General features: G+C 73.8%; 26 protein-coding genes. 16 read left to right on the top strand and 10 right to left on the bottom strand.

The window, feature by feature from the left end:
* Positions 1-32 precede the first annotated feature (32 nt).
* Both mshD and EV378_RS14495 read right to left on the bottom strand, forming a co-directional pair.
* A complete protein-coding gene (gene mshD, locus EV378_RS14490; protein WP_132425246.1) occupies positions 33-935 on the bottom strand; it encodes a mycothiol synthase in 903 nt (300 codons plus the stop codon).
* A gap of 21 nt (positions 936-956) precedes the next feature.
* On the bottom strand, positions 957-1,715 hold the full coding sequence (locus tag EV378_RS14495) for a winged helix-turn-helix transcriptional regulator (RefSeq protein ID WP_132425249.1): 759 nt from the start codon (positions 1,713-1,715) through the stop codon (positions 957-959).
* Between the two features lie 180 nt (positions 1,716-1,895).
* Here EV378_RS14495 and EV378_RS14500 point away from each other — a divergent pair, with 180 nt between their 5' ends.
* The 10 genes from EV378_RS14500 (at position 1,896) to EV378_RS14535 (ending at position 7,337) form a co-directional block, all read left to right on the top strand.
* On the top strand, positions 1,896-2,702 hold the full coding sequence (locus EV378_RS14500; protein WP_165922287.1) for an LmeA family phospholipid-binding protein: 807 nt from the start codon (positions 1,896-1,898) through the stop codon (positions 2,700-2,702).
* A 5-nt stretch (positions 2,703-2,707) separates the two neighbouring features.
* On the top strand, positions 2,708-3,121 hold the full coding sequence (locus EV378_RS14505; RefSeq protein WP_132425255.1) for a thioredoxin family protein: 414 nt from the start codon (positions 2,708-2,710) through the stop codon (positions 3,119-3,121).
* Positions 3,122-3,179: 58 nt separating this feature from the next.
* Positions 3,180-3,254, top strand: coding sequence for a putative leader peptide (locus EV378_RS37055; protein ID WP_424511240.1), 75 nt, complete (start codon positions 3,180-3,182; stop codon positions 3,252-3,254).
* 51 nt (positions 3,255-3,305) lie between these two features.
* Positions 3,306-3,767, top strand: a complete 462-nt coding sequence (locus EV378_RS14510) for a DUF4395 domain-containing protein (protein ID WP_132425258.1) — start codon at positions 3,306-3,308, stop codon at positions 3,765-3,767.
* Positions 3,768-3,815: 48 nt separating this feature from the next.
* On the top strand, positions 3,816-4,652 hold the full coding sequence (locus tag EV378_RS14515) for a sulfurtransferase (protein WP_132425260.1): 837 nt from the start codon (positions 3,816-3,818) through the stop codon (positions 4,650-4,652).
* Between the two features lies 1 nt (position 4,653).
* Complete coding sequence (locus EV378_RS14520) at positions 4,654-4,953, top strand: DUF1416 domain-containing protein (protein ID WP_132425264.1); 300 nt, start codon at positions 4,654-4,656, stop codon at positions 4,951-4,953.
* A gap of 98 nt (positions 4,954-5,051) precedes the next feature.
* On the top strand, positions 5,052-5,216 hold the full coding sequence (locus EV378_RS36315) for a hypothetical protein (RefSeq protein ID WP_243653456.1): 165 nt from the start codon (positions 5,052-5,054) through the stop codon (positions 5,214-5,216).
* A gap of 32 nt (positions 5,217-5,248) precedes the next feature.
* Complete coding sequence (locus tag EV378_RS14525) at positions 5,249-5,854, top strand: heme-binding beta-barrel domain-containing protein (RefSeq protein ID WP_424511241.1); 606 nt, start codon at positions 5,249-5,251, stop codon at positions 5,852-5,854.
* 2 nt (positions 5,855-5,856) lie between these two features.
* Positions 5,857-6,477, top strand: coding sequence for a 5-oxoprolinase subunit B family protein (locus tag EV378_RS14530; RefSeq protein ID WP_424511221.1), 621 nt, complete (start codon positions 5,857-5,859; stop codon positions 6,475-6,477).
* Positions 6,474-7,337: a 5-oxoprolinase subunit C family protein gene (locus EV378_RS14535; protein ID WP_165922288.1), complete on the top strand. Its 864-nt coding sequence runs from the start codon at positions 6,474-6,476 to the stop codon at positions 7,335-7,337. The genes EV378_RS14530 and EV378_RS14535 overlap by 4 nt, the downstream gene beginning before the upstream one ends.
* A gap of 183 nt (positions 7,338-7,520) precedes the next feature.
* Here EV378_RS14535 and EV378_RS14540 read toward each other — a convergent pair whose 3' ends face one another.
* On the bottom strand, positions 7,521-9,176 hold the full coding sequence (locus EV378_RS14540; protein WP_132425270.1) for a hypothetical protein: 1,656 nt from the start codon (positions 9,174-9,176) through the stop codon (positions 7,521-7,523).
* A gap of 45 nt (positions 9,177-9,221) precedes the next feature.
* Entirely contained in the window at positions 9,222-11,135 is a 1,914-nt protein-coding gene (locus EV378_RS14545) for a hypothetical protein (RefSeq protein ID WP_132425273.1), read from the bottom strand.
* Positions 11,136-11,340: 205 nt separating this feature from the next.
* Here EV378_RS14545 and EV378_RS14550 point away from each other — a divergent pair, with 205 nt between their 5' ends.
* From EV378_RS14550 to EV378_RS14565, 4 genes are all read left to right on the top strand, one after another.
* Positions 11,341-11,799 (top strand): Fur family transcriptional regulator, encoded by a 459-nt coding sequence (locus EV378_RS14550; protein WP_132425276.1) that lies wholly within the window; start codon positions 11,341-11,343, stop codon positions 11,797-11,799.
* Positions 11,796-12,893: a CAF17-like 4Fe-4S cluster assembly/insertion protein YgfZ gene (ygfZ, locus tag EV378_RS14555; RefSeq protein WP_132425279.1), complete on the top strand. Its 1,098-nt coding sequence runs from the start codon at positions 11,796-11,798 to the stop codon at positions 12,891-12,893. Before EV378_RS14550 ends, ygfZ begins: the two co-directional genes overlap by 4 nt.
* A 181-nt stretch (positions 12,894-13,074) precedes the next feature.
* Positions 13,075-13,281 (top strand): DUF3073 domain-containing protein, encoded by a 207-nt coding sequence (locus EV378_RS14560; protein ID WP_132425282.1) that lies wholly within the window; start codon positions 13,075-13,077, stop codon positions 13,279-13,281.
* Positions 13,282-13,456: 175 nt separating this feature from the next.
* A complete protein-coding gene (locus EV378_RS14565) occupies positions 13,457-14,176 on the top strand; it encodes an NUDIX hydrolase (protein ID WP_132425285.1) in 720 nt (239 codons plus the stop codon).
* Positions 14,177-14,191: 15 nt separating this feature from the next.
* Here the strand turns inward: EV378_RS14565 and purM are convergent, their stop codons facing one another.
* The 5 genes from purM to purS form a co-directional block, all read right to left on the bottom strand.
* Complete coding sequence (gene purM, locus EV378_RS14570) at positions 14,192-15,295, bottom strand: phosphoribosylformylglycinamidine cyclo-ligase (protein ID WP_132425288.1); 1,104 nt, start codon at positions 15,293-15,295, stop codon at positions 14,192-14,194.
* 67 nt (positions 15,296-15,362) lie between these two features.
* Positions 15,363-16,955, bottom strand: a complete 1,593-nt coding sequence (gene purF, locus EV378_RS14575) for an amidophosphoribosyltransferase (protein ID WP_132427903.1) — start codon at positions 16,953-16,955, stop codon at positions 15,363-15,365.
* Between the two features lie 225 nt (positions 16,956-17,180).
* Entirely contained in the window at positions 17,181-17,510 is a 330-nt protein-coding gene (locus tag EV378_RS14580; protein WP_132425291.1) for a sterol carrier family protein, read from the bottom strand.
* A gap of 164 nt (positions 17,511-17,674) precedes the next feature.
* Positions 17,675-19,966, bottom strand: a complete 2,292-nt coding sequence (purL, locus tag EV378_RS14585) for a phosphoribosylformylglycinamidine synthase subunit PurL (protein ID WP_132425293.1) — start codon at positions 19,964-19,966, stop codon at positions 17,675-17,677.
* The gene (purS, locus tag EV378_RS14590; protein WP_132425295.1) at positions 19,963-20,196 is read right to left on the bottom strand and encodes a phosphoribosylformylglycinamidine synthase subunit PurS; all 234 of its coding nucleotides are present in this window, start codon (positions 20,194-20,196) and stop codon (positions 19,963-19,965) included. Before purS ends, purL begins: the two co-directional genes overlap by 4 nt.
* A 67-nt stretch (positions 20,197-20,263) precedes the next feature.
* Between purS and EV378_RS14595 the strand changes: the two genes are divergently transcribed.
* Positions 20,264-20,767, top strand: a complete 504-nt coding sequence (locus EV378_RS14595; RefSeq protein WP_207908668.1) for a pyridoxamine 5'-phosphate oxidase family protein — start codon at positions 20,264-20,266, stop codon at positions 20,765-20,767.
* 4 nt (positions 20,768-20,771) lie between these two features.
* Positions 20,772-21,407 carry an MBL fold metallo-hydrolase gene (locus EV378_RS14600; protein ID WP_132425298.1) on the top strand — a complete coding sequence of 212 codons (636 nt, stop codon included), beginning with the start codon at positions 20,772-20,774 and terminating at the stop codon, positions 21,405-21,407.
* A gap of 4 nt (positions 21,408-21,411) precedes the next feature.
* Here the strand turns inward: EV378_RS14600 and EV378_RS14605 are convergent, their stop codons facing one another.
* Entirely contained in the window at positions 21,412-22,182 is a 771-nt protein-coding gene (locus tag EV378_RS14605) for a DUF2334 domain-containing protein (RefSeq protein WP_165922289.1), read from the bottom strand.
* Positions 22,183-22,184: the final 2 nt, after the last annotated feature.

Here is a 22,184-nt window from a genome sequence, read left to right on the forward strand (position 1 = left end):
TCACACGGACGGCGACACCGGCTCCGGCCAGGTCACCGCGCGTAGTTGACGTCCGCGGCGTGCACGGTGAAACCGAGCCGTTCGTAGACCCGGACGGCCGGGCCGTTGTCCGCCTCCACGTAGAGCAGGACGGCTCCGAGTCCGCGATCGCGGAGATGCCGCAGACCGGCGAGCGTCAGCATCCGCCCGAGCCCCTTGCCGTGCGCGGCCGGATCGACCCCGAGCACGTAGACCTCGCCGATCGCCGGCTCGCCGTCCGTGGCGGGGTGCACCTTCGTCCAGTGGTAGCCGAGCAGGCGGCCGTCACCGTCCGTGGCGAGCAGGAACCCGGCCGCGTCGAACCAGTCCTCACCCATCCGCTCGTCGAGCTCGTGGTGCGTCCACCCGCCCTGCTCGGGATGCCAGTCGAACGCGGCGTTGTTGACGCGCAGGAACTCCTCGTCGTCGCGGCCGGCGACGAACGAACGCAGCGTGACGCCGTCCGGAAGGTGCACCTCGGGCAGCGGGTCCCCGCCCTCCAGGGGACGGCGCATCTGCCAGAGCACCCGGTCGCGCCGGTATCCCCGCCGTTCGGCCAGGTGGGCCGCGGCCGGCAGGTCGCCGTGCGCCCAGATCCGCGGGCCGCCGTCGACGTCGTCGCCGCCGACGAGCGACTCGAGCACGGCGGCCAGCTCGCCGCCGGTGCCCTTCCCGCGGGCGTCCGGGTGCACGACCATCTCGGCGTACCCGTCGTCGAGCTGGGCGTAGCCGACGACGCCGTCCGGGCCGCCGGACACGACGTGCCGGAGCCCGTCGCGCTCGTCGGTGCCGCGCAGGTTCAGCAGGAACTGCTCGGACAGCGGCGGCGTGCCGTCGGTCCTGGTCGCGTCGTCCAGCAGAGCGGAGACCTGCTCGCGGACGTCCGGGGCGAGCCGGTCCGACACCTGCGGTTGCACGAGGGCGACCTTAACCCGGCCTCAGACCGCCCCTTGTCCCACCTCGGGTCCGCGGTCGTCGGCGGCCGAGTCGCCGGCGTCGAGATCAGGGTCGGGCGGAGCGGTCATCCCGTTGCGCGACGGGCGGACGAACTTGTACCCGACGTTGCGCACGGTGCCGATCATCTGTTCGTGCTCGCCGCCGAGCTTGGCCCGCAGCCGCCGGACGTGGACGTCCACGGTGCGGGTGCCGCCGAAGAAGTCGTAGCCCCAGACCTCCTGCAGCAGCTGCGCGCGGGTGAAGACCCGGCCTGCGTGCTGCGCGAGGTACTTGAGCAGCTCGAACTCCTTGTAGGTCAGCTCGAGCAGCCGCCCGCGCAGGCGCGCGGAGTAGGTCGCCTCGTCGATCACCAGCTCGCCGAGCACGAGCGCCCCGCCGCCGGAGTTCGCCTCGTTCCCCGGACGGGAGCGCAGCAGCCGCAGGCGGGCGTCGATCTCCGCGGGGCCGGTGTCCGGCAGCAGGATCTCGTCCACGACCCACTCGCCGGACACGGCGACCAGCCCGCCCTCGTTCAGCACGGCGACGACCGGAACGTCCGTCCCGGTGCTGCCGAGCAGCCGGCACAGGCTGCGGGCCGCGACGAGATCGGTGCGCGCGTCGACGAGCACGGCGTCGTGCGGGCCGGCGTCCAGCAGCGCGGCCACCTCGGGGGCGGCCGTCCGGACACCGTGCGGGAGCAGGGCAAGTGACGGGAGCACGGACGCGGGGTCGGACACGGTGGTCAGCAGGAGCAGTTCCATGACTCCTCCTCTCGATACGTGGACGATACCCCGCCGTCATCCGCTGGTCAGCGGAGCGCGGCGCAGCTCACGCGAAAATGGTTGATCGATACTCCATATCGGTTCAGAGACGCCCGCCCGCAGGCCCTCCGAGCGGCTTCTCTACCGTTCGAGGGGTTACGGGTTCCGGCTGGAGGTCACGTGAGGCGTCTGATCGTCGCCGTCGTCGTGCTCGTCGGGCTGCTCGTCGTCGCCGACTTCTCGGCCGCGGCCGCCGCCGAGTCGACGATCTCGCGCCAGATGCGCGACCGGCTCTCGCTGCCGGAGGACCCGTCGGTCCGGGTCAACGGCGTCTCGTTCCTCGCCCAGGCCGCGACCGGCCGCTACCGGTCGGTGGACGTGTCGATGGAGCGCCTGCCCGTCGGGTCGCTGCGATCCCGCGCGGTCGAGGTGAAGATCCACGACCTGCGCGCGCCGTGGTCCGAGCTGACCGGCTCGGCCCCGGCCCCCCGGTTCCGGGCCACCGACGCCCGCAGCGTCGTCACGATCGGCTCCGGCGACGTCATGCGGATGGTGCCCCGTTCCACGCAGCTGTCGCTGGCCACGGTCGACGCGAACGACATCGACGAGATCGTGCTCGACGGCGGCGACCCGACGCTGCGCGGCCTGGATCCGCGCAACGCGGCACTGCTCACCGCGACGATGACGGTGCGCGGCGTCGAGCAGCCGGTCGAGGTGCTGACGGCGTTGCAGGTCACGAACGACGGGCTGATCCGCCTGACTCCGCGCGACGTCCGTCTGACCGGCGGCGACGACCTCACGGCTGCCGAGACCGCCGCCCTGACCAGGACGTTCTCCCTGCTCATCGACCCGGGCAAGCTGCCGTTCCGGGTGACCCCGACGACGCTGCGGGTCGACTCCGACGGCGCGCTGGAGCTCTCCGGCCAGGTCAAGGATCTGATCGTCGGCGAGGGCGACCGATCATCGTCGTCGAGCGCGCAGGGCTGAGCCGGATGAGCGTCGCGGGCGTCGCCACGGTCCTGGTCGTCGTGCTCGTCGTCGGCGTCGTGGGTGTGCTGCTGCGCCGGCGGTCCGGACGGGTGCGCACGCCGTCGGACCGCGGGGTCGACGGCTGGTCGCTCGCCGGCGTGCAACCGGGCACCGACGACCGGTTCCTGCTGCTGCAGCTGTCGTCGCCGGTCTGCGCACCGTGCCGGACGACGGCGGGGGTGCTCGCCGGCATGGCGGCGGGCGATCCCGGCATGCGGCACGTCGAGGTCGACGTCGCCGAACGGGTCGACGTCGCCCGCGCGCTCGGCGTGATGAGCACCCCGACGACGGTCGCGTTCGGCCGGGACGGCGCCGAGCTCCTGCGGGTGTCCGGCGTGCCGAGCGCCGACGAGCTGCGGAGCGCGCTGGCCGGGTGACCGAGCGCGCACCCGCCGTCGGTGCCGTTGACCGGTCATTTCGGTTACGATCGCGCCCGTGAACTGGCCGCTGACCCGACGTCGCACAGTCGATCTGTGCCGTCTGGCCGGCTGCCTGTGTCGGGCGTCCTGACCCCAGGACCTCCGCGGCGTCCTGCCGCGCCCCGACTCCAGGAGCGAGTTCATGTCCGTCACGGACCCCGGACCCGTGCGCGCCGAGCTCCGGCTCGACCCACGTGGCGTCCGGTTCTCCGCCGCGGTGACGTCGGTCGTCCTCGTGCTGGTACTGATCAGCTCGAGCGGCTGGCTCGCGGCGGCACAGGCCGTCGTGTTCGCCGTCGCCTCCGTCGCCGGTATGCGGTTCGCCCCCTACGGCGTCCTGTACCGGTTCCTCGTCGCGCCCCGGCTGGGTCCGCCCGCCGAGCGCGAGGACGCCGCCCCGGTCCGCTTCTCGCAGACCGTCGGGCTGGTCTTCACGGTCGTCGCCGCGGCCGGCTACCTGTCCGGGCTCACCGTGCTCGGACTCGTCGCCACGGCGTTCGCACTGGTGGCGGCCCTGTTGAACGCGGTCTTCGGCTTCTGCCTCGGCTGCGAGATGTACGCCCTGCTGGCCCGGCTGCGCGCGCCGCGCGCGTCCGGTGCCTGAGCAGACGACGACCCCGTACCCGCACAACCATCTGGGAGCAATCGCATCATGAGCCGAGAGGACGTCCTCGTCACCGCCGACTGGGCGGAGCAGAACCTGGACACCGACGGAATCGTCTTCCTCGAGGTCGACGAGGACACGACCGCGTACGACGGCGGGCACATCCCCGGTGCCGTCAAGGTCAACTGGACCGACGAGCTCCAGGACCCGGTCCGCCGCGACATCGTCACGAAGGAGCAGTTCGAGCAGCTGCTCGGCGCCAAGGGCGTGGGGCAGGACGACAAGGTCGTGCTCTACGGGGGCAACAACAACTGGTTCGCCGCGTACGCGTACTGGGAGTTCAAGCTCTACGGACACACGAACGTCGTCCTGCTCGACGGTGGTCGCAAGAAGTGGGAGCTCGACGGCCGCACGCTGACCACCGACGTCAAGGACCGGCCGGCGACGACGTACTCGGCGAAGGACGCCGACACGTCGATCCGCGCGTTCCGCGACGAGGTCGTCGACGCGATCGACACCAAGAACCTGGTCGACGTCCGGTCGCCCGACGAGTTCTCCGGGAAGATCCTCGCGCCCGCGCACCTGCCGCAGGAGCAGTCCCAGCGGCCGGGCCACATCCCGAGCGCGATCAACATCCCGTGGTCGAAGGCGGCCAACGAGGACGGCACGTTCAAGTCGAACGACGATCTCGCCGCCCTCTACAAGGAGGCCGGCTACGACGAGGGCCGCCCGACGATCGCGTACTGCCGCATCGGGGAGCGCTCCAGCCACACGTGGGTCGTGCTGCACGAGCTGCTGGGGCACGCCGACGTCAAGAACTACGACGGCAGCTGGACCGAGTACGGCTCGCTGATCGGCGTGCCGATCGAGCTGGGAGCGAAGTGACATGTGTGCTGCACCCGACCAGGCCGTCGAGCTTCCCGCGGGGACGGACCTGAGCAAGGAGACGGTCCTGGCCGGACGCGTCGTCTCCGGAGGTGAGCCGGTCGGCGGGGCGTTCGTCCGCCTGCTGGACTCGACCGGCGAGTTCACGGCCGAGGTCGTCTCGTCGGCGTCCGGGAACTTCCGGTTCTTCGCCGCGCCGGGGAGCTGGACCGTCCGGGCGCTGTCGCGCTCGGGCAACGGCCAGTCCGAACTGAGCCCCGAGGGTCCCGGCCTGCACCAGACCGAGATCGCGGTGGCCTGACCCGCACCCACCCCACCGAACGAGGGGGCCCTTCGGGCAACGTCATTGCTCGAAGGGCCCCCTCGTTCACTGCGGGGTGCCGACTATGCTGGCGCGCCGTGCACTGGTTCTCCACGGGTCTGCTGATCGCGCTCACGGCGGGTACCGCCGTCTGGACCGGCTACCTGGTGCGACGGCTGTTCGTGGTGGAGCCGGCCGCCTCTGCTGCGCCGGCCGCCGTCCAGGGCACGGACGACCCGAACGCAGAGGAGCCGACCGCGTGACCGATCCCGCTCCGGGCGACGGGCCGGAGGAGCTGTCCACCACGATCAGCGGCCCGAAGAACGCAGCGCCCGACTCCCCGCAACGCAACCGTCCCCAGTGGGACGACCTGCCGATCCCGGACGACACCGCCAACCTGCGGCAGGGGCCCGACCTGCACGAGCAGTGCCTGGGCCTGCTGCCGCTCGTCGGTGTCTGGCGCGGGACCGGCGAGGTCGTCTACCCGACGATCGACGGTCCGTTCCACTTCGGACAGCAGCTCACGTTCGCGCACGACGGGCGCCCGTTCCTCACCTACGAGGCGCGGTCCTGGCTGCTCGGCCAGGACGGCGAGATCATCCGCCCGGCGGCCCGCGAGACCGGGTTCTGGCGCCCCCAGGAGGACGGCTCCCTCGAGGTCTTGATCGCGCACGCCACCGGCATCATCGAGATGTACTACGGCCCCAAGGGCGACATGCGGTCGTGGGAGATCGAGACGGACGCCGTGGTGCGCACGCCGTCGGCCAAGGACGTGCAGGGGTCGAAGCGCCTCTACGGGCTCGTCAACCAGGGCGACCTGGCCTACGTCGACGAGCGGGCCATGGAGGGGCAGCCGATGCAGCCGCACCTGTCCGCGCTGCTGCACCGGGTCGTCGGCTGAGCGTGGCGCCGATCCGCCCCCGGGTCCGCGCCTGCGGCCGGTGGGCGTTGCTGCTGGAGCTGGACACGGCCGACGAGGTGGCCGCGACGGCCGCCGCGCTGCGCGACGCCGCGTTGCCGGACGTCGTCGAGCTGGTCCCGGCGGCTCGCACGGTGCTGGTCGCGGTGCGGCCGGGCGGCGACCTGGCGGCGGTCCGTTCGGCGGTCTCCACGGTCGATCCGTCGTCGTCCGGGCAGACCGCAGGAACCCTGCACACGATCCCGGTCGTCTACGACGGCGAGGACCTCGAGTTCGTGGCGTCGACGGCCGGGGTGAGCGTCGACGAGGTCGTCGCGCTGCACACCGGGGCCGAGTACACGGTGGACTTCTGCGGGTTCGCGCCCGGCTTCGGCTACCTGTCCGGGCTCCCGGAGCCACTGCGGCAGCCGCGGCTGGAGAGCTCGCGCCCGGCCGTCCCGGCCGGCTCCGTCGGCCTCGCCGACGTGTACAGCTGCGTGTACCCCCGCCGCTCCCCCGGTGGCTGGCGGCTGCTCGGACGGACCGATCTCGTGATGTTCGACGCGACGGCTGACCCGCCCGCCCGCCTGTCCCCCGGGGACCGCGTCCGGTTCGAGGCGCGGTGAACGCGCTGCACGTGCTCGCCTCCGGGCCGCAGGCGATCGTCGTGGACCACGGGCGGCCGGGCTACGCGCACCTCGGCGTGCCGCCGTCCGGGGCGCTGGACGGGCCTGCTCTGGACCTGGCGAACCGGCTGGTCGGGAACTCTCCTGGCACGGCCGGGCTGGAGCTGCTGTTCGGCGGCCTTCGCTTCCGGGCCCGCGGCACGGTCACGGTGGCGGTGACCGGTGCGCCGGCGCCCGTCCGTCGCGACGGCTCCCCCGTGGCCGCCCACGAGGCCGTCACGGTGCAGGACGGCGGCACGCTGGAGATCGGGGCGCCGGTCGGTGGGCTGCGGGTCTACCTGGGCGTGTCCGGTGGGATCGCCGTCGAACCCGCACTGGGCAGCCGCAGCACCGACCTGCTGTCCTCGCTCGGCCCCGCGCCCGTCGCCGACGACGACGTGCTGCCGCTCGGATCACCGAACGGCCCGGCTCCCGCGTCCGGGCCGGTTCCGGTCTCGGTCCCGGCGGCGGAGATCCGGGTGCGCGTGCGCCTCGGACCGCGCGACGACTGGTTCGACGACCCCTCGTGGGCCCTGACCGGTCCCACGTGGACGGTCAGCGCGACGAGCAACCGGATCGGCCTGCGCCTCGAGGGACCCGCGCCGGCCCGGCACCCGGAGCGCGGCACGGGCGAGCTGGCCAGCGAGGGGATGGTGACCGGCGCCGTGCAGGCGCCGCCGGACGGTCCGCCGGTCGTGTTCCTCGCCGACCACCCGACGACCGGCGGTTACCCGGTCATCGGAGTCGTCGAGCCCGACGACCTGCCGCTGCTCGCGCAGGCCGTGCCGGGGAGCGGGCTGCGGTTCGTGCTCGCCCGCTGAGCGGGTGCGGTTCGTGCTCGGGGGCCGAGCGGGCTGCGGCTCCACCTCGCGCTGAGCGGGCAGCCCGTGGACATCGCATCGGTGGCGGGGCTCGGCGCGGGCCGTGCTGCGGGCACCGGCCGACATCGCACCGGTGGCGGTTACCGGTGCCGGCTCACCACCATGCGTGCGATCTCGGCCGGATCAGCGGCCGCCGCTGCCCTCGCCGGACGGCCCCTGCAGGATCTCCTGGACGTCGGCGCACTCGAGCCCGGCCAGCTCCCCGATCTGCTCACCGGTGAGGCCGGACGCGTGCAGCCGGTGCACGGCCGTCGCGAGATCGGCGCGACGGCGGCGCAGCACGTCCCCGATCTGGTCGATCCGCGCGCGCGTGTCGTCGAGCTCGGTCGTGGCGCCGACGGCGGTGGCCGGATCCGTCAGCAGGACCGACAGCAGCCGGTCCCTGGCGTCGGACACGGGGACCGGGACCACATCGTCGGCGGCCAGGTCCGGCACGTCGGGGCGCCCCCTGGCCCGCTGCACGGCCCGCGCGGCCAGAGCCTGCTGGACCGCGAACGACATGGGCTCCGGCGAGCCGGCGCTGTCCGCGTCCGTCCCGGCGTCCTGGCCCGTTCCGGCGCTCGCCGCGATCCGCTCGGGCGACCATGGTGGCAGCACGGGGTCGGCCGACGCGACCGCGGCACCGGGAACATCTGCGGCGCCGTCGGGCGCGTCCGCGGCGCCGCAGGGCACGTCCGCGGCGCCGTCGTCCGGGCCGTCCTCGTCGCCGTCGACGTCCGGGACGACGTGACCGTCGGTGTGGCCGTGATCGCCACCGTCCGGACCGCCGGCGCCCAGACCGTCGGCACTCGGGTCGTTACCGTGCGGATCGCCGCCGCCCGGACCGCCGTCCTGCGGATCGCCGCCCTGCGGATCGCTGCCGCCCGGACCGCCGGCGCCCAGATCGTCGGCACTCGGATCGCTGCCGTGCGGATCGCCGCCGCCCGGACCGCCGGCGCCCAGATTGTCGGCACTCGGATCGCTGCCGTGCGGATCGCCGGCGCCCAGATCGTCGGCAGTCGGATCGCTGCCGTGCGGGTCGCTGCCGTGCGGGTCGCTGCCGTTCTGACCGCGCCACGTCGAGCCTGCCGGATCCGTCGCTCCGAGCTCGGGCGACGCGGCGAGGCCGGCCGCGGACGCTGCGGGGGCCACCGAGGCGACAGGGGCCCCGGCGGCCGCGGACTCGGTGACGTCCGCACCGGGTTCCACCCTCGCCGGGGCGGCCGCGGCGACCTCGGCACCGGTGTGACGCGGCCTCCACTGCCGGGCCGCGCGCCGGTCGCCCGGGCCGGACTCGGCCGTCGAGCCGTGCGCGTCCACGTCCGATCCGTCTTCGTCGTCGACGAGACGGTGCTGCCCCGCACGCACCGGTCGAGACGACTCCTCGGCGGCGGGCGGAGCGCCGGATCGGTCACCGGCCTCCTCGTCGACGGTGAGCGGCACGAGCGCGGGAACCAGGGCCGGTGCGGGGGTCGGAGAGCACCGCTCCGGCGGGTCGGCGTCCACGACGGCGGGCATCGGCTGCGTGTCCGCGCCCCGGGCGGCGACCGCGTCCGCGACGGTCGGTCGTCGCGGAGGCCGCGGCGGGTCGGCCTCGCCGCTCGCCGCCTCGCCCGTCCAGTCCCGGGCGCCGGGCTCCGGGGACGGCTCGGCGCGAGCGTCGTGCCGGTCTGTCGGGGCCGGGAGGCCGGACGAGCTCCGCACCCGGAGCACACCCCACAGAACGAGCCCGGCCAGCACGACCGCCACGCCCACCGCAACGGCAGGCAGGAGCGGGATCGTCGACGTGCCGAGCTGCATGAGGGCGCACCCTATGCGCCCCGTTCGGCCCTTGCGCGGAGGTCGTCAGGTGGTGCGCGACGGTGACGACGGACGCGGAGCGCCGCCCCGCTCGCGCTCCTCGCGGCCGTTGCCGTTCGAGCGCTGACCGTTGCCCTGCCCGTTCCTCGGCTGCCCCGCGGCGCCGGAGCCCGAGCCGGAACCCTGCCCCGAGCTGGGCTTATCGGCGCGATCACCGCTCGAGGAACCGCCGTCGGACGGACGGGACTGGTCGCCGCGGCGATCCCCGCCCTGGTTCTGCACGGGCCGGTTCATCGCCGTCGGCGGCTCACCCGCCTGCTCCGTGGCGGAGCCGCCGTCGTGCCGGTCCTGCCCGGAGCCCGGCGACGATCCATCCGATGAGGTGTCACCGGACCGGGTCACCGAGCCGACGGCGACCGTCCGCTCGACGTCACCACCCGAGCCCTTCCCGGCCGACGGGCCACCGCTCGGCCCTTCCGGCTTCTGCTGCGGAACGGCCGTCGTCGACGGCTCGCGCCCGGCGCCCGACGCCGGGCGGAACAGATCGGCGGGCTCCGGCTCGTCGCTCGGGCGCATGGCCGTGGTCCGCTCCGCGCGGTTGTCCTCGGCGGGCTTCCCTCCGGCCTGCTGCCCCGGCTTGCCCTGCTGCGTGGGGCCGGACGGCTTCTGCTGACCGGCGCCGCCGCCTCCGGTCGGGGCCTTCGGCGCGGCCGGGTTCGACGCGCCATGGCCCGACGACGGCTGGTTGCCCTTCGCCTGGTTCGAGGCTGCCTGGTTCGGGGCCGCCTGGTTCGGGGCCGCCTGGTTCGCGGACGGCTGACCCTGAGCGCCCTTCGGCACGCCGTTCCGGTCGTCGTGCTGACCGGCCGGCGACGGACCGGACGGTTGTCCCTGACGCCCGGCCGGCTGCGGCGCGGCCTGCCCCGGCTTCGACGGCTGACCCGCCTGCGGAGCGGACTGTCCGGCCCGGCCGGCGCCCGACTGGCCCTGCGCGGGCTGACCCTGGCCCTGCTGACCGACGCCGCCGGATGCCGCAGCCGGTCGCGGACGGTTCTCCTGGCGCGACGGCGACGGGCCCGGAGCGGGCTTCGGTGCCGGGGTCGGTCGGGGCCCGTGGGTCCCGGCCTGACCGGGCTGACTCGGCTGGCCGGACTGGCCCGCAGTGCCGAGCTGCCCCGGCTGACCGGGCTGAGCCGGCTGGCCGTCGCGAGCGGCAGCGCCTGCCTTCCCGTCACCCTGACCGGAACGGTCGCCGTGGCCGGCACGGCCGTGGGCGCTCTCCTGGTCCGGGGCACCTGCCGACGCGGCGCGCGCCACGGACGTCGGATCGGCGTCCGGGCCGGAGGCGTTCGCACGCTGGTCGGGGCGGGCCGAGTGTTGGCTGCGCAGACGGGTGACCTCGGACCGCAGCTCGTCGCGCTGGCGGGTCAGCTCGCCGATCTCGGTCTTCAGCTTCTCGCCCTGTGCGCGGGCCTGGTCGGCGTCGGAACGCGCCTTGTCGACGACCTTGGTCGCCTCGGAGCGCACGCGCTCGGCGTCGGCACGGGCGCGCTCGGTCTCCGACTTCGCGCTCGCCCTGGCCTTGGAGCGGATCTCCTCGGCCTCCTCCTCGGCCTTCTGCAGGATCGTCTGCATCCGGTCCGAGAAGTCGTTGATCGCGTCCGGGCGCTCGGGCCCGGGCCGCGGCGACGGACGCGGGGCGGGCGACGGGCCGTGCGGCGGCGCGCCGGGCCCCGGTGGACGTGGCCCCGGCGCCCCTGCGGCGAACCCACCGGGCGGCGGGACCGGCGGTGCGGGCGGCATCGGACGGCTGCGCAGCGCCTCGATGTCGGCGCGCATCCGCGCCATCACCCGCTGCACCTGGAGGACGTGCTCGTCCACCTGACGCCGGTCGTAACCGCGGAGTACGACGTCGAACCGCGGGGGACCGCCCGTCCGGTCCGCCCCGTCTGCCGTCATCGACTCCTCCTCGTACGACCAGCGTGTCCGGCCCTCGCGGACCGGCTACGCCGACCAGGGTAGCCAGCTCACCCGTCACACGGCGACATCCGAAGGTACGGCCCGGTGTGGCGGTACCACCGACACCCCGGTCGCGTGAAACAATGCACCGTTCGTCGTGCTGCTCGTTGCCAGGGTACCGCCCGGTACCGCCTACCATGCGGGTGTGGACTCCTCGCTCAAGGGCACGCTGCACCAGCGGGGCCTTCGGATGACCCCGCAACGGCAGCTCGTCCTGGACGCCGTGCGCGATCTCGGGCACGCCACACCGGAGCAGGTGTGCAGCCAGGTGCAGGCCATCGCGCCCGCCGTGAACATCACGACCGTCTACCGCACACTGGACCTGCTCGAGCAGCTCGGCGTCGTCCGGCACGCCCATCTCGGGCACGGCGCGCCGACCTACTCCGAGCACCAGCACCGGCACGTCCACCTGGTCTGTCACCGGTGTGGCCGGGTCGACGAGGCGCCCGTGGACATGATGTCGGCGATCGCCGAACGAGCCTCCGACGAGCACGGGTTCCGGCTGGACGCCACGCACGTCGCGCTGTCCGGCACGTGCGCGGACTGTCAGAGGACCGAGGACGCCGAGAGCGAGACCGACACCGCCGAGGAGGTGCGTGGATGACCCGTCCGGACCCGACCGTCACCACCGAGGAGACAACCGACCCGGACACGGCCGTCCCGGCCCACCGCGGCGACCCGTTCGCCGAGCAGCGCGCGATGGCGCGCGGGGCCGCCGTCGTCGACCGCGGGCATCGCGACGTGATCGCCGTCCCCGGCGACGACCGGCTGTCCTGGCTGCACCTGCTGCTCACCCAGCACGTCAGCGAGCTACCCGCGGACTCCGGCACCGAGGCGCTGATCCTCGACCTGAACGGCCGTGTGCTGCACCACATGTCCGTCGCGCACGTGGACGGGACCGTGTTCCTGGACACCGAGCCGGGCGACGGGGAAGCCCTCCTGGCCTACCTGGACTCGATGCGGTTCTGGTCCGCGGTCGAACCGCGCGCGGCGACCGACGAGCTCGCCGTGCTGTCGGTGGTCGGCCCGGAGACGCCGTCGGTGCTGACGGCCGCCGGGCTGCCGGTCCCGGAAGCGCCGTACGGCAGTGCCGCGGCGGCGGGCGACGGCCTCGTCCGGCGGATGCCGTGGCCGGGACGCGACGCCGCCGACGTCGTCGTCCCGCGGGCACAGAAGGACGGGTGGTGGGAGCGCCTGACCGGCGCCGGCGCACGGGCGGCCGGGACGACGGCGTTCGAGGCTCTGCGCGCCGAATCGCTGCAGCCCCGCCTGCACACCGACACCGACGAGCGGACGATCCCGCACGAGGTCGGCTGGATCGGCCCGGCCGTACACCTGCAGAAGGGCTGCTACCGGGGCCAGGAGACGGTCGCACGCGTCGCCAACCTCGGACGGCCGCCGCGGCGGATGGTCCTGCTGCACCTGGACGCGGGCGACGAGGAGCTCCCGGTCACCGGTGACCCGGTCGTGCGCGACGGACGCACGGTCGGTCGGGTCGGCACCGTCGTGCAGCACCACGAGCTCGGGCCGGTCGCACTGGCCCTGCTCAAGCGCTCGGTACCGGCCGACGCGGAACTCGTCGCGGGCGTCGAGGACCGCACGACACCGGCCGCGGTCGCCCCGTCCAGCTACGTCGAGGACGTCGGGACCCCACCGCCGGGACGCGCCGCGCAGGTCCGGGGCGGGCTGCGCGGCTGAACGGACGGTGAACGGTCCCGTCATCGCGCAGGTCGCGACGACGGACACGCCGAACGCGACCGGAGCCACGTCGCACGTCCCGCCTGCCGCAGGGTACGGTGTCACCAGGACATTGATGAGATGAATGGGGCCGCCGAGTGAATTCCCGGCCGCCCCTTCCCTGTTGTAAGGGGGACCAGCCATGGGGCGCGGACGAGCCAAGGCCAAGCAGACGAAGGTGGCCCGCGAGCTCAAGTACAGCTCCCCCACGATGGATCTCGACGCGCTGCAACGTGAGATCGGTAGTGGGACGGCGGTGACCACCGACGACGACGGCGACTACGACGAGTACAGCGACTACGCCGACAAGTACGCCGTCGACGACGACGAGGACGAGCAGCGCCGCTGAGGCCGGCCCGGCACCGGTGGCCCGGTCGCGCTGCGTCACCGTTGCCACCCGCCGGTTCCGTCTCGTACCCGGATAGGGCAAGATCACCACGCCGGTTCGGACGTTCCGTCCGTGCCGGTTCGTCGCGAACCGACGACCAGGTCAGGGTCGATCCTTCCGAGGTGTACGAGAGAGCATGCGCGGCAACCTTTTCGCCGTTGCGGTCAACCTGATCGTGCTCACGGTGCGCAGTCACCGTCTGCATGTTCTGTTGATCGAGCGGGGAGAACAGCCGTTCCTCGGCGAGTGGGCACTACCCGGCGGCTTCGTGCAGCCGGACGAGGACCTCGTGCACACGGGGACCCGCCTGCTCCGCGAGGAGACCGGCGATCCGACCGGGGACGCGGTCGTCGGGCACCTCGAGCAGCTGGGCAGCTACGCGGACCCGAGCAGGGACCCACGCGGTCGCGTGCTGAGCGTCGCCTACCTCGCACTCGTCCCGGACCTGCCGGAGCCGACACCCGGTTCGGACGCGGCGGCGTCGGCGTGGCGCCCGGTCGACGAGGTCGGGCCGCTGGCGTTCGACCACGAGCAGCTCCTGGCCGACGGCGTCGAACGGGCCCGCTCGAAGATCGAGTACACGACGCTGGCCGCGTCGTTCTGCCCGCCGGAGTTCACCGTGACCGAACTCCGGCGCGTCTACGAGGCGGTGTGGCGCAGCGAGCTGGACCCGCGCAACTTCCAGCGCAAGGTGACCTCCACCGACGGATTCCTGGTCCCGACGCCGACGCTGGTCACCGGAGGCCGCGGCCGCCCGCCACGGCTGTTCCGACGGGGGCCCGCGACGGTGCTGCACCCGCCGATGCTGCGCGAGTCGCACCGGGTGAACCGCAACGGCGACGCCCCGGAGCAGTAGCCCGGACGCGCGAGCTCAGAAGCGCGGGTGGTCCCCGCGCAGCTGCACCCGGGCCCCGACCTCGCCGGTGTCCGCGCCGCCGACGTCCGGCAGTCGCGAGACCTCGCCGAGTATCCACGACGGGACGTGCCGCGCGGTCAGCACGGCGAGCGCCCGGTCGACGTCGTCGGGCGGGATGACGGCGACCATGCCGACGCCCATGTTGAACGTCCTCTCCATCTCCGGACGGTCCACACGACCGCGTCCGGCGATGAGCTTGAACACCGGCGCCGGGGTCCACGAGCCCCTGTCGATCACGGCGGCCAGCCCGTCCGGCAGCACGCGCTCCACGTTGCGGGCCAGCCCGCCGCCGGTGACGTGCGCGAACGTCCGGACGCCGGTCTCGGCCGCGATCGCAAGGCAGTCCTTGGCGTAGATGCGGGTCGGCACCAGCATCTCCTCGCCGAGCGAGTGCTCGAACTCCTCCACGTGCCCGTCCAGCGGCAGCCGGGCGATCTCCAGCAGCACGTGCCGGGCCAGGGAGTAGCCGTTGCTGTGCAGGCCCGACGAGCCCATCGCCAGGAGCACGTCGCCCGGCCGGACGTGCTCCGGGCGCAGCATCCGCTCGCGGTCGACGATCCCGACGCCGGTGGCGGACAGGTCGTAGCCGCCGTCCTCCATCAGGCCGGGGTGCTCGGCCGTCTCGCCGCCCAACAGCGCGCACCCGGCCTGCTGGCACCCCTCCGCGATACCGCTCACGATCGCCGCGACCTGCTCCGGGACGAGCCGGCCGACCGCGATGTAGTCCTGCAGGAACAGCGGCTCCGCACCACAGACGACGAGGTCGTCGACCACCATCGCGACCAGGTCCAGCCCGATCGTGTCGTGCTTGTCCATCGCCTGAGCGACCGCGACCTTCGTGCCGACCCCGTCGGTCGACGCGGCGAGCACGGGCTCGGTGTACTTGCTCCACTTCGCCGCGAACAGGCCGGCGAATCCACCGATGCCGCCGAGCACCTCCGGCCGGGTCGCCTTCTCCGCGAACGGGCGCAGCCCCTCGACCGCGCGTTCCCCCGCGTCGATGTCGACGCCTGCTGCGGCGTAGGTCGCGCGCGGCTGGTCGGGGTCGGTGCGGGGCATGGGAAACGACTCCAGTATGTGTCGACGGATCTCGGGGGACACCCCGGGGACACCGCCGGGGCAGGGCTCAGGGCCGGGCCAGTGCCTCCGCGGCACCGTAGCCGACCGGGAGCGGTCCGGGGTCCGGGACAGGGCGGGCCGATGACGCCGTGGCCCCGGACACGGACGGCTCGGGAGTCTCGGGGACGTCCTCGAGCAGGTGCTTGCCCAGCTTCGCCTCGTCCGGCAGCGCGATCGGGTACTCGCCGTCGAAGCAGGCGCAGCACAGGCGGCTGCGCGGTTGCTCGGACGCGGCGACCATGTGGTCCACCGAGACGTACCCGAGCGTGTCCGAGCCGATCGACCGTCGCACACCCTCGGTGTCGGCACCCGCGGCGATCAGCTCGGCGCGGCTGGCGAAGTCGATCCCGTAGAAGCAGGGCCAGCGCACCGGCGGCGACGCGATCCGCACGTGGACCTCGACGGCGCCGGCCTCGCGCAGCATCCGTACGAGCGCGCGCTGCGTGTTGCCGCGCACGATCGAGTCGTCCACCACGACGAGGCGCTTGCCGCGGATCACGTTGCGCAACGGGTTGAGCTTCAGCCGGATGCCCAGCTGGCGGATCGTCTGGCTCGGCTGGATGAACGTGCGCCCGACGTAGGCGTTCTTGACCAGTCCCTGGCCGTAGGGGATGCCGGAGCCCTGCGCGTAGCCGATCGCGGCGGGCGTGCCGGACTCCGGGACCGGGATCACCAGGTCGGCCTCGACGGGGTGCTCCTCGGCGAGCCGGCGCCCGATCTCGACGCGGGTGTCGTACACCGACCGCCCGGAGATCACGGTGTCCGGACGGGCGAGGTAGACGTACTCGAACACGCAGCCCTTCGGCTCCGGGTTCGCGAACCGCATGCTGCGGATGCCGTCGGAGTCGATCGCGATCAGCTCGCCGGGCTCGACGTCGCGGACGTAGGAGGCGCCGACGATGTCCAGCGCCGCCGTCTCACTGGCCACGACCCAGCCGCGCTCCAGCCGTCCGAGCGCGAGCGGGCGGACGCCGTGCGGGTCGCGGGCCGCGTAGAGGGTGCGCTCGTCGGCGAACGCGAACGAGAACGCCCCGCGCAGCCGCGGCAGCAGCCGCATCGCGGCCTCGGCGATGCCGAGGTCGGCGGCCTCGGCCGCGAGCAGCTCGGTGACCAGGTCGGAGTCGGTGGTGGCGCGCAGTCCGGAGCGGTGGTCCCGCTGGAGCACGCCGACGGCGTCGCGGAGCTCCGCCGTGTTCACGAGATTGCCGTTGTGCCCCAGCGCGAGCCCGCTGCCGGTGGCCGTCGTGCGGAACGTGGGCTGCGCGTTCTCCCAGGTGACCGAACCGGTCGTGGAGTAGCGACAGTGCCCGATCGCCAGGTGCCCGCGCAGCGAGGACAGCGTCTGCTCGTCGAAGACCTGGCTGACCAGCCCGAGGTCCTTGAACACGACCATGCGGCGCCCGTCGGAGACCGCGATGCCCGCCGCCTCCTGACCACGGTGCTGCAGCGCGTACAGCCCGTAGTAGGTCATCTTGGCGACGTCCTCGCCGGGGGCCCACACCCCGAACACGCCGCACTCCTCGCGGGGGCCAGCGTCGAGCTCGGCGTCGTCTACGTGATCCGTGGGGTCTGCAGGGTGTTCGTTCCGGGCGGAACCCAACACGCACGCTCCTCGGCAGCGACGTCATCTCCGGCACGACGATCGTACGCCCCGGACCCCGGCAAACCCCCGGGGACGGGACCCGTGTCACGTGGTCCCCCGGCTCCGCACCGCGTGTCGCACCCCTCCTCGGCGTGCCGCACCGGTCGCAACGGGTGCGACACGCCGACCAGGGGTGCAGCGCCGGGGTCACGCGAGCCGCACCTGGCGGGGGCCGTGCGCCCGTCAGGTCAACGGCAGCAGACCCGCGACGTCGTCGGCCCGGCTCCCGGAGGCGCGCACCGCACCCGTCGCCGTCGCCTCGGCCCAGGACGTCCGGCCCAGCGCCAGCGCGAGCCACGTCCGCGCGTCGGCCTCGACGACGTTCGGCGGGGTGCCCCGGGTGTGTCGTGGCCCCTCGACGCACTGCACCGCACCGAACGGCGGCACCCGGACCTCGACGCTGCGGCCCGGTGCCCGGCGGGCCAGCTCGGCCAGCGACTCCTTGACCGCCGCCTTCCGTACCGAACGCTCCGGTTCCGGGCCGCCGTCGAGCCACGCGAGGATCTCGTCCATCTAGTGCCCCGTCAAGGAACGTCGGTGCCGAAATCGGCGGATCCAGGCGTTCGCCGGCAAGGCGCCGGCCGGGCCTCGTACCGGGCGTACTCGGCCCGGTCGGCAACGCCGCCGGCGGGCGCCTGGGCCGCCGAGTTCCGTGCCGAACGTTTCTGGACGGGGCACTAGATCGACGGGTCGCCGAACCGGGCCGGGAGCGTTCCCTCCCACGCCGTGCGCAGCTCGTCGAGCGGCAGGCCGCCGACGCCGTCGATCCGCAGCTCCGACCCTCCGGTGCGACCCAGCCGCGCGACCGGGATCCCGGCGTCCGCGGCCCGGGCCGAGAACGCGTCCGCGTCCTGCTCGGTCGCCGTGACGAGGACCCGGCCCGCGGACTCGGAGAACAACGCCACGAACGGGTCGATGTGCACGTCGGTCAGCGCCACCGTCGCCCCGGATCCCCCGACCAGCGCCGACTCGACGAGTGCCTGGGCCAGCCCGCCGTCGGACAGGTCGTGGCTCCCGGTGAGCTCCCCCGCGGTGGCGGCCGCGGCCAGCAGGGCGCCGAGGCGCCGCTCGTGGGCCAGGTCGACGGCCGGGGGCCGCCCGCCGAGATGCCCGTGGGCGACGTGCGCCCACTCGCCGCCGCCGATCTCCTCGGCCGTGCGGCCGAGCAGCAGCACGACGTCGCCGTCACCGCCCGCGAACCCGGACGGGACCGCGCGGGCGACGTCGTCGATCACGCCGAGCACGCCGACGACCGGGGTGGGCAGGATCGCGGTCGATCCGGTCTGGTTGTAGAAGCTGACGTTCCCGCCGGTCACCGGCGTGCCGAGCACGGCACAGCCGTCCGCGAGACCGCGCACGGCCTGCCCGAACTGCCACATCACGTGCGGGTCCTCCGGCGAGCCGAAGTTCAGGCAGTCGGTGACGGCCAGCGGCACGGCGCCGGAGCTCGCGACGTTGCGGTAGGCCTCGGCCAGCGCGAGCTGCGCGCCCGCGTACGGGTCCAGCGCGACGAACCGGGAGTTGCAGTCCGTCGAGACCGCGATCCCGCGGCCGGTCGTCTCGTCGACCCGGACCACGCCGGAGTCCGCGGGCTGCGCGGCGACGGTGTTGCCGCGCACGTAGCGGTCGTACTGGTCGGTGACCCAGCCGCGGTGGGCGAGGTTCGGCGACGCGGCCATCCGGACGATCTCGGCGCGCAGCTCGGACGGGGTCTCCGGGCGGGGCAGTGCGGACGGGTCGTCGGCGACGAGCCCGTCCTGGCGGACGTCGTCGCGCGCGACCGGACGTTCGTAGACCGGGCCCTCGTGGGCGACGGTGCGCGGCGGCACGTCGACGACGGTCTCACCGCCGGACGTGATCACCAGGCGGTCGCCGTCGGTCACCTCGCCGATCACCGTGGCGATCGTGTCCCACTTCGCGCAGACGGCCATGAACTTCTCGACGTCCTCGGGCCGCACGACGGCGCACATCCGCTCCTGCGACTCGCTGGAGAGGATCTCGGCCGCGGTCATCCCGGTGGCGCGCAGCGGGACCCGGTCGAGGTCGACGTGCATGCCGCCGTCGCCGGCACTGGCCAGCTCGCTCGTCGCGCAGGACAGTCCGGCGCCGCCGAGGTCCTGGATGCCGACCACCAGCCCGGAGGAGAACAGCTCCAGGCAGCACTCGATCAGGACCTTCTCGGTGAACGGGTCGCCCACCTGCACGGCCGGGAGCTTCTTGCGCCCGCTCGACTCCTCGAACGTCTCGGACGCCAGCACGGAGACACCGCCGATGCCGTCCAGCCCGGTCGTCGCACCGAAGAGAATGATCTTGTTGCCGGTGCCGGAGGCGAACGCCAGGTGCAGGTCCTCGACCTTGAGCGCCCCGACGCACAGCGCGTTGACCAGCGGGTTGCCCGAATACGACGCGTCGAAGACGACCTCGCCGCCGACGTTCGGCAGGCCCAGGCAGTTCCCGTAGCCGCCGATCCCGGCGACGATCCCGGGCAGCACCCGCCCGGTGTCCTCGGCCTCCAGCGGGCCGAAGCGCAGCGGGTCACCGACCGCGATCGGCCGCGCGCCCATCGCCATGATGTCGCGCACGATGCCGCCGACGCCGGTCGCCGCGCCCTGGTAGGGCTCCACATAGGACGGGTGGTTGTGCGACTCGACCTTGAACGTGACGGCCCATCCGTCGCCGATGCTCACGACGCCGGCGTTCTCGCCGATGCCGGCGAGCATCGTCGCCCGCATCTCCTCGGTGGTGGTCTCGCCGAAGTAGCGAAGGTGCACCTTCGACGACTTGTAGGAGCAGTGCTCGCTCCACATCACCGAGTACATCGCCAGCTCGGCGTCCGTCGGACGGCGCCCGAGGATCTCCCGGATGCGGGCGTACTCGTCCTCCTTGAGACCGAGCGCCGCGTACGGCTGGTCGACCTCCGGCGTCGCGGCCGCCCGCTCCACCGTGTCGGCTGCGGCGACGGCGGTCACAGCCGCGTCACCGTCCAGTCCTCGATCACCGGGTTCGCCAGCAGCGAGCCGGCGAGCCGGTGCAGTGTCTCGTCGTCGACGCCGTCCTCGACCTCGAGCTCGAAGTGCTTGCCCTGCCGCACGTCGGACACACCGGACACGCCGATCCTGCCCAGCGCCCGGGACACGGCCTGCCCCTGGACGTCCAGGATCTCGGGCTTGGGCATCACGTCCACCACCACTCTGGCCACGCCGCCAGCCTACGGGCGCCGATCTGCGCCCTCGACGTGACCGCGCCGACTCCGGTACGCATGCCGGGTGGGTGACGCACGGGTGGGCGAAGCCGATCTCGAGGACATGACCCAGGCCCGGCTGGACCCCGGCGATCTGGCCGAGCTCGCGGACGCGGCCCCGGAGTGCACGCTCGTGTTCGTCGACGACGACGGGTGGCCGGGCGGCGTGACCATGAGCCACCTGTTCCACGAGGGCCGGTTCTGGCTGACGTCGGTCCGCGGGCGGGCGCAGGTACGCGCCGTCGAGCGCGACGAGCGGGTCGGGCTCGTGGTGAGCAGCGCGGGCAGCCCTCTGCCGGGGCGGCGGATGGTGCGGGTCCGCGGACGGGCCGTCGTGCTCGACGACCGGGCCACCCGCGACGCGATCCTCCCGCTAATCAGCGCCCGCCTGCAGCCGTCGGACCCGGACCGGATGCTGGCCCTGCTGGACAGCCCGCGGCGGGTGCTGATCCGGGTCGACCCGGTCGCCTGCCCGCAGAGCCACGACTCGCGCCGGGTCGCGGGCGACGGCCGGGGAGGAGCACGCTGATCGCATGCAGCTCACGCACTACGGGCACTCGTGTGTCCTGCTCGACACCGGCTCGGCCCGCATCCTGATCGACCCGGGCGCGTTCTCCTCGGGGTTCGCCGGCCTGGAGGGCCTGGACGCGATCCTGGTCACCCACCAGCACTTCGACCATCTCGACCCCGAGCAGCTGACCGTCCTGCTGCGCGGCAACCCGGACGCGACGGTGTACGTCGACCACGGCACGGCGGGCGAGCTGCCGGACGGGATCGACCACCGCGTCGTCGCGCCGGGCGACAGCTTCCCGGCGGGCGGCTCCGAGGTCCGCGTCGTCGGCTACGGCAACCACGCGGTGATCCATCCGGACGTCCCGATCGTGCCGAACAACGGCTACCTGGTCGACGGCCGCGTGCTGCACCCCGGCGATGCGTACGTCCCGCACGGCCCGGAGGAGCTGGAGACGCTCCTGCTGCCGACCGGCGCGCCGTGGCTGAAGCTCTCGGAGGCCGTCGACTACCTCCGCCTGGTCGCGCCGCGCACGGTCGTGCCGATCCACGAGCAGACGCTGTCCCGGCCGCAGATGCACTACGGCATGTTCGACTCGCTCGGCCCGGCGTCCAGCACGGTGGTCGTGCCGGAGCGGGAGAAGCCGGTCGACGTCTGACCGGTCAGGCCGCGGACGCCAGCGACGGCAGCAGCCCACGGTGCACGGACGGCGACGCGCCCTCCTCGATCGCCGCGCGCACCCCGCGGAGCGCGGCGTCGACCCGGTTCTGCTTGCGAAGGTCCTTGGCCCGCAGGGCGATCCGGACGGTGCCACCCCTTCCTGCGGTGCGGGCGGCTGCCTGCTCCAGCGCGCGGGCGCGCCGGTTCTCCCCCGCCGGACGTTCCGCGGACCGCGGCCACTGGTCGGAGCTGCGGAAGGTCAGCAGGCGAGCGCGCAGCACCGGTCCGGCCGGGTCCGGCGACCGCAGGGCCGACTCGTCGGCCAGCAGCCGGAAGCCGTGCTCGCGCAGCGCGGCGAGCGTCCCGTCGGAGGCGACCCAGCGGGGCGGCGCGAAGCCGTCGGTGGTGAGCCCGATCCGGGTCAGGATCCGGCGGGCGGCCGTGACCCGCAGCGTCGCCTCGTGCTCGGGCAGCGCGCCGAACTCGGTGCGGCGCCCGATCCGCGGGACGGACTGCCAGGACCCGATCGGGTCGGCGGTGTGGTCGTAGCCGTGCAGCAGGACGTCGTCGCCCGCCCGGACGCGGCCGGCCACCCAGTGCACGAGCGGCGAGCCGGCCGCGAGGGGGCCCTCCGGACCGCGGGGCTGCAGGAGGTGGGTCACCGGCACGCCGTGCCGATCGAGCTCCCCCGCGAACGCGACGGCGCGGGCGTGGTCGGCGTCGTCGCCGTCGGTGAGGCCGGACAGGGACACGAGGAGCAGCGGACCACTCATGG

The organism is Pseudonocardia endophytica, assembly GCF_004339565.1.
In the GTDB taxonomy this organism is placed as follows: domain Bacteria; phylum Actinomycetota; class Actinomycetes; order Mycobacteriales; family Pseudonocardiaceae; genus Pseudonocardia; species Pseudonocardia endophytica.